At 70.4% G+C, this 9924-nt stretch carries 7 protein-coding genes and 1 pseudogene; 2 read left to right on the top strand and 6 right to left on the bottom strand.

From position 1 onward, the window contains the following. Positions 1–232: pseudogene (locus KUTG_RS37995) on the top strand (hypothetical protein); the annotation flags it as partial. A 37-nt stretch (positions 233–269) separates the two neighbouring features. Here the strand turns inward: KUTG_RS37995 and eccD are convergent. The 6 genes from eccD to KUTG_RS37965 are packed head-to-tail and all read right to left on the bottom strand — an operon-like array spanning position 270 to position 5672. After that, complete coding sequence (eccD, locus tag KUTG_RS37990; RefSeq protein WP_043723839.1) at positions 270–1631, bottom strand: type VII secretion integral membrane protein EccD; 1362 nt, start codon at positions 1629–1631, stop codon at positions 270–272. Continuing rightward, entirely contained in the window at positions 1628–1960 is a 333-nt protein-coding gene (locus KUTG_RS37985) for a YbaB/EbfC family nucleoid-associated protein (RefSeq protein WP_043723837.1), read from the bottom strand. Before KUTG_RS37985 ends, eccD begins: the two co-directional genes overlap by 4 nt. 10 nt (positions 1961–1970) lie before the next feature. Further along, positions 1971–2441, bottom strand: a complete 471-nt coding sequence (locus KUTG_RS37980) for a hypothetical protein (RefSeq protein WP_043723836.1) — start codon at positions 2439–2441, stop codon at positions 1971–1973. Next, complete coding sequence (locus tag KUTG_RS37975) at positions 2435–3859, bottom strand: WXG100 family type VII secretion target (RefSeq protein ID WP_043723834.1); 1425 nt, start codon at positions 3857–3859, stop codon at positions 2435–2437. The genes KUTG_RS37980 and KUTG_RS37975 overlap by 7 nt, the downstream gene beginning before the upstream one ends. After that, positions 3856–4917, bottom strand: coding sequence for a WXG100 family type VII secretion target (locus KUTG_RS37970; RefSeq protein ID WP_043723832.1), 1062 nt, complete (start codon positions 4915–4917; stop codon positions 3856–3858). The genes KUTG_RS37975 and KUTG_RS37970 overlap by 4 nt, the downstream gene beginning before the upstream one ends. A gap of 14 nt (positions 4918–4931) precedes the next feature. Further along, positions 4932–5672, bottom strand: a complete 741-nt coding sequence (locus tag KUTG_RS37965; protein ID WP_043723830.1) for a hypothetical protein — start codon at positions 5670–5672, stop codon at positions 4932–4934. 304 nt (positions 5673–5976) lie between these two features. Between KUTG_RS37965 and KUTG_RS37960 the strand changes: the two genes are divergently transcribed. Beyond that, complete coding sequence (locus KUTG_RS37960; protein ID WP_043723827.1) at positions 5977–9909, top strand: type VII secretion protein EccC; 3933 nt, start codon at positions 5977–5979, stop codon at positions 9907–9909. The last annotated feature ends 15 nt before the right edge of the window (positions 9910–9924 follow it).

Below are 9924 nucleotides of genomic sequence, written 5' to 3'. Positions count from 1 at the left end.
TTTGGGAGTTCTGGTTCCCGGCACCGAGTTCACCTGCACCTCGCTGCTGCTACGCCGAACCCCCAGCGGCACCACCGACACCAGCGTGTCCCTCCGTGTCGGCTATCTCGCCAAGCACGCCCGCCAGCCCCTCACGCCCCTGATCCGCCGCCTGGCCGCCGACCTCTACCCCACCAACGGCCGCCACTCCCCCGCCCTCCTCCGCTCCCTACCGCTGGCCACCCCCGACTAAACCGCGAGTCCCGCTCTTGGGCAGCCATGAAACCGGTTCAGAGCACGCCGCGAACGACCTCATAGACGTTCAGAACGGCCCCGACCAGCGGCACGATGGCAATGAGGCCCAGGAACTCGGCGACGTCCATCATCCGCGACCAGTACGGGGACCGAAGGCCGCGGCGAACACGATTTGCGTGCGCCAGGCACAGAATCGCGGCCACGACCAGCACGGCGACGGCGACCAGGGCCCCGTGCTGCCAGGTCACCAGCCACGCCCCGAGCCGCCCGAGCATCGCCAAACCGGCCAGCAGCAGCACAAGCCGCTGCGCGGTGCCGGCATACGACCGTGAGCGCAGCAACCACACCACGCCCAGCACGCCGGAAAGCGCCGCCGGCCAAGGCGAATCGTCGGTCAGCAAGGCGAAAACCCCGCCGACGCCGGCCAGCGCCAGCGCGGCAAGCAGGCCGGTCAGGATCCGTTCGGCGCTGGCGGTCTGATTCAGCACGTCGGGCCCGAGGGTCGGTTCCTCCTCGGCTCGAAACGATTCGATATCCGCCGGGACGCGCGGCAACGGCAGCTTTCCCAGCCGCAGTGCCAACATCGGGGCCAGGGCAGCCAGCGCGGTCATCACGGCCGTCAACACCGCGGCGGGCCCAACGACGGGAACTCCGGACAACAGCACGATGGCGGCGGTGATCGTCCCGGCGGCGGCCGCGACGGCGAGGCCGCCGAACCACGGCAGGCGGTCCGACAACAACACCGCCGCCAGCACGCCATAGCCCGTCAAGGCGGCCAAGCCGGCAGCGAGGGCGGCAACGTCCAGGGACACGGCAAAAGGCGGCACAGCAGTCAAACCGGCCAACAGGGCAGCGCCGACGCCGGCCGCCGCGCAGGAGACGCCGGAGCCGGAGTCGCCGTAGGCCCGGGCCAGGGCACCACCGGCGAGCAGGAGGATCAGGGCGAACGAGCCGCAGGCCACGGGCGCATACCAGGTCCCGGAAAGGCCGGCGGCGAGCAGGATTGTGGCACCGAGCAGGGCGGCGACGGCGGCCAGCTGGGCGGAGCGGCGGGCAATCCGGCCGGCCCAGGCGCCGGTCTTGGTCGCGGCGACGCTGGCGATGGCATCGACCACGTCGTCGAACAACAGCGGCACGACCTGCCGCTCACGGGGGCTCAGGTGCAGGACTTCCCCGTCACGCAGGCCGATCGCGGCGACGGTGACGCCCGGCGGGAACGGCGAATCGCCGAGCCGTGACAGCACCCAGCCCGGATTGTCCGGCGAGGCCTGGCCTTCGGCCCCGGACAACCGCACCAGCTGCGGCACCAACTCGGCGAGCGTGCTCTGCACCGGCAGCGCGACATCCACACGCGCCCGGGGAGTGACAACGGTGATCCGGCGCGTCGTGGAGATCATGACGTGAACCGCTCCATCCGGCCGGCCGCCTCGATCACCGGCGCGAACCGGGCGCTGGTGGCCTCGGCCATCTTGCGCAGCCCGTCGTTCACCGCCTCCAGCACCATGTCCCCGAGGTCACGGGCGTTGTAGCGGCGCAGGGACTCGGGGTCGATGCTGATGTCGGTGAACTGCCCGCTACCCTTCAGCGACACGGTCACCTCGTTGCCGCGCGAATAACCCTTGACCTCCATGGCCTCGACGCCGCGCTGGATGCGCTGCACCTGCTCCTGCTGCACCCGCACCTGATCGAGCAGGCCCTGCACATCGACACCCGTCTCCAGGTCCATGATCCGCCTCTCACTCCTCGTCCGCGCGCAGGTGGAAACTGGCCACCACCCGCTGGAAGTCCGGCACCGCCCGCTCGGCCTGCGACGGCGTGCAGGTGCCGGCCAGCTCGACCGCCACGTGCCCTTCGTTGTCCGGCAACGGAATCGACAGGTGCACCTGGTACTGCGCGAGCCGCTGGCCACCCACGAGCAGGTCGATCACCTGCGCCACACCAGGCGCGGGTTCCTCGCCCACGTCCTGACGGCTGCGCACCACGAGCTCGTCGGCCACCTCGGACAGTCGTTCGACGGCGGCATCCGCGGCGGCTCGCAGGTCTACAGTGGACTGTGGTTCACCGACGCCGACGGTGATGTTCGGGGTGAACTCCCCTTCGGGCGTCGGCAGCACGACCACCAGCGCCGCGCCCGGAGCCCCCGATTCGGCCGGGTCGACGGGAACCCAGCCGTCCGGCACGTCCAGTCCCAGCGGCAGCTCTACCATACCGATCCGATCGCCCGCGCCGCCTGCGACGCCGTGTTGCTCACCGACTCGTACGCCTCATGACCGTAGTGCGACGCCGTCTCCCACACCTTGGGCAGGTCCACGTCGATGTTCGCGCCGAGGCTGGCGCCGACCCCGAGCGCCGCGCCGACCTTAAAGTTGACCTTCACGTGCCAGTTGTCCATTGTGGCCTGTCCGTCGAACTGGGCGCCGATGCCGGCCTCCAGCTCGCCCTTCGCGCCGACACCGATGCCCGCCACGTCGACACCGGCCGACCCGCTGAGCTTGGCTCCGGCAAAGGCATCCAGGTGTGCGGCGACGCCGTGCGAGCTGCCGTCGAGGTGCCCGCCCAACTGCCCGCCCACGTAGGCGTCGACATCGCCCTTGGCCGTGACGACGCCGTCGGTCAGCGCACCGCTCGCGCCGACATCGGCCAGCGTGCCCTGCACCTTGCCGTCGAGCCGGAACTCACCGCCGTGCACCAGCGCCGACCCGTCCCAGGTCGCTCGGGGTCCGAGGTAGGCGTGCGCCTCGTCGACGTTGTCGCCGACCTTCTTGCCCCAGCTCTCGTCACCGAGCACGCCTTCGCCCTTGAGCAGCGTGATGTCCGTGCTGTGCCAAATCTTCTGGCCGGTCGACGTGTGCTCGGGCAGCTCCGCGTCGCCAAAGGGGGTGTCGTCCTTCTTCGGCGCCCGGGTGCCGGAGACGCCGTCCTCGGTCAGCTTGTACCAGCCGGAGTTGGAGAACCAGGACGGCACCGAGCGTGGCCGCTTGCGCCCGTCCAGGATCTCGTCACCGATCCACGACAGCGAGCCCTTCTTCAGCTGCGTCAGATCGACCTTGACCTTGCCGGGACCCTCGTCTTCCTTTTTCTCCAAGGGTTCGGCGGTTTCCGGCTTCAGGCCGTACAACTGGGTCAACGCGTCGGCCAGCCGCTGCCTCAACGCCGTGGCGGACTTCACCGCCGAGTCGCCCAACTGCTGGGCCGCGTTGAGGAACGCCTGCTCCGACCCGGTCGCCGCGGTCCGCGCCTCGTCGACCAGAACCTTGGCGTATTGGAGAAACTCGGCCCGGACAGTGTCCATTGCGGACATCGTGGTCTGAATCGCGTTGGCGGTCATGGACAGCCGCTGCGACTCGGTCTTCAGCTGCTGCACGACGTCGTCGATGTCCTTGGTGAGCACGCCCGCCGCCGACGCGAACGCCCGCTGCGCGGTGCCCTGCCAGCTGGCATCGCTCTTGCCCGCGCAGCCGGTCATGTCCGAGGACACCGCCGCCAGCTTGGAGGCCTCGTCTGCCTGCCGCTGCGCTTGTTGTTGCAGCGCAACAGGATCGCCGGCGACCTGCTTCGCGCACTCGTCGAGCACGCTCACGTATCGGTTCAGAACTGAGGCGACCACCCCGGAGATGTCGGTCACGACACCGAGACCTTGCCCGTGCCCGTCACAGAGATGTGCTCGGTGACGTGCTCGCCGTTGACCGGGATGTCCACGTCCACCTGGGCGTCATGGCCGGTCGGGATCTCCACTGTCGTCGACTCGCTGCCGATCGTCGTGGTCACCTTGATCACGCCGGGGTCGGAAGCCGGAGTGGTCGTGGCGGGCGGAGCGGTCGTGGACGGAGGAGTGGTGGCGGGAGGCGTGGTGACGGTGCCGGTGGAAGGTGTGGTCCCGGCCGGCGGGTCGACCGGGATCCACGAATCGGCCGTGCTCGGGGCGGTGGTTCCCGTGCCACCGAGCGCGGGCGGCGTGTAGTTGTAGGGGTTCGGTTGCGACACAGTCGGCGTCGACGTCACCTGCTGCCCGGTCGGCGAGGCCACCGGCGGCGGCGTCACCGGCGCGGTCACCGGGTTGCTCGTCACGGTCGTGGTCGACGGGGTCGTGCCCGCGGGCGTCGACGCGGAGGCGGAATTGCTGCCACCGAACAGCTTCTCCAGCTCCTGGACGATCGAAGCCAGCGTCGTCAGCTCCGTGCCGAGCTTGGTCAGCCCCAATGTCTTGAGCAGGCCGCCGATCGCCTCGATGAAACCGCGCAGCGAAGCCGAAGTCGCGGTGGACAGGGCGACGGCCGCCGCATGCGTCCACGGGTTCGACATCAGCGCCGCCACCGTCGGGTTCACCGCCGAGACCACCGAGGTGTAGGCGGTCTGCGCGGTCTTGACCAGCGTGCCGGCCACGCCGAGCAGCTGCGCGCCCTCCTGCACCACCTTGATGATCTTCTCGAAGGACTGCAGCGAGTCGGTGATCTTCTTCAGCGCCGTCTCCGACGCCGCGCCCGACCACACCTGGGACAGCTGCTTCTCCGCCTTGGCGAAGTCGTCCATCAGCGTGACGAACTGCTTGGCCTTGTCCAGCACGTGGGCCACGTGCGCGGCGACCTGCTCGGGCTGGCCGGTGACGATGCGCGGCAGGAACGTGATCGGCCCGCCGGAGCCCGCCGTCGCGTCCATGGCGCTGGAGTTCGGGAACGTGAACACGGTGGTCTCTCCTGTCAGGCCGGCATCGGACGGTAGACGCGGACCATCGCGAGGCCGCCGAACTCCGGGGTGAGCAGGCCGTGGTTGTAGAGCTGCCCGCCGGCGCCGGCGACGCCGATGGCCGAGTTGACCACCACCACGTCGCCCGCGTGCACGCCGCCGGGAATGTCGCCGAGATTGCGGGCCACGCCCGAGTACACGCCGATCACGCCCACCTGGGCCTGGTGATCAGGGCTCGAGTCCAGCCAGTTGGCGAAACCCGTGCTGTCGTGGGCGAACTGCCCGGCCGACGAGTCGTGGCCGAGGCCGGCATGCCCCAGGTAGTCCAGCACGTTGGCCACCGAGTGCGGATCACCGGCGCCGCCCACGCTGTCGTTGAAGGCCTGCGCAGCCACCAAACCGGCGGCCGGGCTCGACCACAGGCTGGCCGTATTCGCCGTGCCCGCCGACGGGCTGCCGCCGAACCCCTGCGCCACCGCGCGATCGGCGTCGTCATAGGCGTCCGCGCTCTTCTTGATCAGATCATTGACCGCTTGGAGGCCCTTCAGCAGCGACTGCAACGCGGCGACCTGCTGCGCCTGCATCGCGACGTTCCCCGACGCCACCGCGTCGCCGATCATCGCGAATGAGGTCGGCGCCAACACCAGCGCCTCCAGGTCGAGCACGGCGTTGACGGTCTGCATGATGATGCCGCCGATATTGCCGACCGCGGACCGCATGGCCTCCGGACGCACCTCGTACTGACCGGTGTCCATCCCACTCCCTCCCTGGTCGGCGACCTTGTGAAACGGAGAGTAGAGCGGCGCGGCGCCTCATCCAGACGGCAAAAGTACCCACTGTGTTGGATTGCGCCGCCTTCGGCGTCGCGGCGAGGCCGCTCGTGACCGGTGCCTTCCCTGGCCGGATTTAACCCGCCACATCGGCTCGGGTGGATGGGTGCGTCGGGTGGCGGCGGGTGAAATCCGGCGACGGTCCAGGCACCGGCGCGGCCTCGCGCTCTCCGAGCTGCCGGTAGAAATACCCACAAGGCGGGCGCTTGTTCCCGTGCAGAATGCCGTTGTGAGTGCTACGCAGACCCGGCGGGCGCCGCTGGAGCCACCGAGCGGCGAGATCATGTTGCAGTCGCCGCCGATGCTGCCCAAGGGCTCCAACCAGGGCGCGGTGCAGCTGCTGTTCTTCCTGCCGATGATGCTCGGCATGGGAGCGATGTCGTTCGTCTACATCGGACGCAGCGGCGGCGTGATGACCTACGTCTTCGGCGCGCTGTTCGCGGTGTCCATGGGCGGCATGGTGATCATGTCGCTGGCCCGGGGCGGGGCGGCCAAGAAGGCGCAGATCAACGAGGAGCGGCGGGACTACCAGCGCTATCTCACGGGTCTGCGCGGCCAGGTGCGGGAAGTGGCGGAGCGCCAGCGGATCGCGCTGACGGCGGCCCAGCCCGAACCGGCCGACCTGTGGGCGTTCGTGGAACGGGGACGGCTGTGGGAGCGGCGGCGGATGGATCCGGCGTTCGGCCGGGTCCGCGTCGGCTCCGGCCCGCAGCGGCTGGCCACCCCGCTGCGGGCGCCGCAGACCGTGCCGCTGGAGGACCTCGATCCCGTCTCCTCCACGGCATTGCGGCACTTCATCCGCGCCTACGCCACGGTCCAGGACCTCCCGGTGGCGATCTCGCTGCGCTCGTTCGCGCGGATCACGGTGACCGGTGATCGGCGGCAGGTGCTGGACCTGACCCGGGCCATGCTGGCGCAGCTGGCGGCCTTCCACTCGCCGACCGAGCTCCGCATCGCGTTCTGCCTGCCCACGGAGCGGATCCGCGACTGGGAATGGGCGAAGTGGTTGCCGCACAACCAGGGCACCACCGGCGATCCCACCGGCCCGACCCGCCTGGTGGCCGACCGCGTCGGCGTGCTGGCCGACCTCCTCGGCGCCGACCTCGGCGAGCGGCCGCCGTTCAGCAAGGCGAATTCCCCCGAGTACCAACACATCGTGGTCGTACTGGACGGCGGACGCACCTCCGACGACAGCCGACTCGCGGCCGCCGGGGGCCGCCAAGCGGTCACGGTGATCGACGTCAGCGGCGGCATCCCGGACGAGCCGGCGCAGGACACCGACCTCCATCTGCACGTGGCCGGCGACCGGCTGGGCATGGTCGTCGGCGAGGACAGCGACCGACGGATCGCACTGCTTGGCCGTCCCGACCGCTTCGACCACGCCTCGGCCGAGGCCTTCGCGCGCCAACTGGCCCCCCTCTACCAGGGACAACCGGTGGTCGCGGCGTCGCCGATGGCCGCGAACTTCGGGCTGCCTGGGCTGCTCGGCATCGGCGATCCCCGCGACCTCGACACCGCCGTCACATGGCGTCGCCGCACGGCCCTAGAACGGCTGCGGCTGCCGATCGGCGTCGACCCCGACGGGCGGCCGGTCGACCTGGACCTCAAGGAGTCGGCCGAGGGCGGCATGGGACCGCACGGCCTGGTCATCGGCGCGACCGGCTCCGGCAAGTCGGAACTGCTGCGCACCCTGGTGATCGGCTTGGCCGCGACCCACTCGTCCGAGCAGCTGAACCTGGCGCTGATCGACTTCAAGGGCGGCGCGACCTTCGCCGGCATGACCGGCCTGCCGCACACCTGCGCCGTGATCACCAACCTGGCCGAGGACCTGTCCATGGTCGACCGGATGGGCGACGCGATCAAGGGCGAGCTGGTCCGCCGGCAGGAACTGCTGAAGGCGGCCGGAAACTACGCCTCCGTGCGTGACTACGAGCGGGCCCGGATGGACGGGGCGTCGCTGGATCCGCTGCCGTCGCTGCTGGTGATCATCGACGAGTTCTCCGAGCTGCTGTCCAGCCAGCCGGACTTCATCGACCTCTTTGTCATGATCGGACGGCTCGGCCGCAGCCTCGGCATCCACCTTCTCCTTGCCTCGCAACGGCTTGAGGAGGGTCGTCTGCGCGGGCTCGACTCGCACCTGTCGTATCGGGTCGGCCTGCGGACGTTTTCCGCCTCGGAGAGCCGTTCCGTGCTCGGCGTGGCCGACGCGCACCAGCTGCCGCCGGTGCCGGGCTCGGGTTATCTGCGCGTGGACACGGAAACGCTGATCAGGTTCAAGGCCGCGTTCGTGTCCGGCGAGCTGCCGCCGCGTGGTGTCGTCGAGGCCGGCCCGGCGCAGGGCCGTGCCGTTCTGCCGTTCACCCTGGCGCCGACGCCCATCCCCGAGATCGTGGCCGAGCCGGTGGCGACGGAACTGCCGAGCACCGGCGAGACGATCATGGGCACCATGGTGGACCGGTTGCAGGGCAAGGGACCGGCGGCCCACCAGATCTGGCTGCCGCCCCTGGGTGAGCCGCCGACGCTGGACCAGCTGATGCCGCCGCTGGGCGCGGATCCGGAGCGTGGGCTGAGCCCGGTCGGATGGGGCGGCAACGGCCGGTTGATCGTGCCGGTCGCCATCGTGGACAAGCCGTTCGAGCAGCGGCGTGACCTGCTGTGGGCCGACCTGTCCGGCTCCGCCGGCAACGCGATCGTGGTCGGGGCGCCGCAGAGCGGCAAGAGCACGTTGCTGCGCGCGCTGATCGGCGTGCTGGCGCTGACCCACACGCCGGCCGAGGCCCAGTTCTTCGTGCTGGACATGGGCGGCGGCGCGCTGCGCCCGATCTCCGGCCTGCCCCACGTCAGCGGCTACGCCACCCGCCGCGAGCCCGAGCGCCTGCGGCGGATCGTCGCCGAGGTGGCGACGCTGCTGGCCGAGCGGGAGCTGTTCTTCGGCGCCAACGCGATCGACTCCGTCAACACGTTCCGGCAGCGCCGGTCGGAGTTCACCGAGAGCGCCGACGGCCGCGAGTTCGGCGACGTCTTCCTGGTCGTGGACGGCTGGGCGACGCTGCGCGAGGAGCAGGAACAGCTGGAGCAGGCCGTGATCGGGCTGGCCGCCCGTGGCCTGGGCTTCGGCATCCACGTGATCGTCTCCGCCAACTGGTGGATGGGCGTGCGGCCCCAGCTGCGCGACGCCGCCGGCACCCGCTTCGAGCTGCGCCTCGGTGATCCCGCCGACTCCTCGATCGACCGCCGTGCCGCGCAGAACGTGCCGGCCGGTGCGCCCGGTCGCGGCCTGACCAAGGACAAGCTGCACTTCCTCACCGCACTGCCCAGAGTGGACAGCGACCAGCGGCCGGGATCGTTGGCCGCCGGCACGACCGCGTTCGTCGAGGCCGTGGCCAAGGCGTGGCACCACCCGCCCGCACCGCCGGTTCGCTTGCTGCCACGGGAAGTCCCGCTGGCCGACATCTCGGGCGGCGAGGGCAGGGCCGTGCCGCTGGGGCTCGACGAGGCGGACCTCAAGCCCGTGCACCTCGATTTCGCCGCCGAACCCCACTTCCTGGCCTTCGGCGACGTCGAGTCCGGCAAGACGAACCTGCTGCGCACCATCGCCAAGGGCATCACCTCCCGCTACACCGCCGATGAGGCCGCGATCATCGTCGTCGACTACCGGCGTGGCCTGCTCGACGCCGTGACCGGTCCACACCTGCTCGGCTACGCCGGCGCCGAGAACGCCGTCACCGGCCTGGTTTCCGAGGCCGCCGCCGCCATGCGGACCCGCCTTCCCGGGCCCGAGGTGACCGTCGAGCAGCTGCGTGAGCGCAACTGGTGGACCGGGCCCGAGCTGTTCATCCTCGTCGACGACTACGAGCTGGTGGCCAATCCCGGCCGCAACCCCTTGTCCCCCTTGATGGACTTCCTCTCCCAGGCCCGGGACGTCGGCCTGCACCTGATCATCGCCCGGGCCAGCGGCGGCGCCTCCCGCGCCTTGTTCGAGCCCTTGGTCCAGCGCGTCCGGGAACTCGGCTCGCCCGGCATCGTGCTGTCCGGTTCGAAGGAGGAGGGAATCCTCCTGGGCGACGCCAAACCCAGCGCACAGCCCCCCGGCCGGGGTCAGTTGGTCCGCCGACGTGCCCGAACGAGCCTTGTGCAGGTGGCGTGGTCGACCTCGGGGTAGCGCCTGCGGGTAATT

Source organism: Kutzneria sp. 744, assembly GCF_000568255.1.
GTDB lineage: Bacteria > Actinomycetota > Actinomycetes > Mycobacteriales > Pseudonocardiaceae > Kutzneria.
This window is presented reverse-complemented; position numbering and strand designations above follow the sequence as displayed.

What these genes read in the sequence shown, in the direction of transcription:
- eccD (WP_043723839.1), bottom strand. Translation starts at nt 1,631, where the DNA reads ATGATCTCCACGACGCGCCGGATCACCGTTGTCACTCCCCGGGCGCGT.
- KUTG_RS37985 (WP_043723837.1), bottom strand. Translation starts at nt 1,960, where the DNA reads ATGGACCTGGAGACGGGTGTCGATGTGCAGGGCCTGCTCGATCAGGTG.
- KUTG_RS37980 (WP_043723836.1), bottom strand. Translation starts at nt 2,441, where the DNA reads ATGGTAGAGCTGCCGCTGGGACTGGACGTGCCGGACGGCTGGGTTCCC.
- KUTG_RS37965 (WP_043723830.1), bottom strand. Translation starts at nt 5,672, where the DNA reads ATGGACACCGGTCAGTACGAGGTGCGTCCGGAGGCCATGCGGTCCGCG.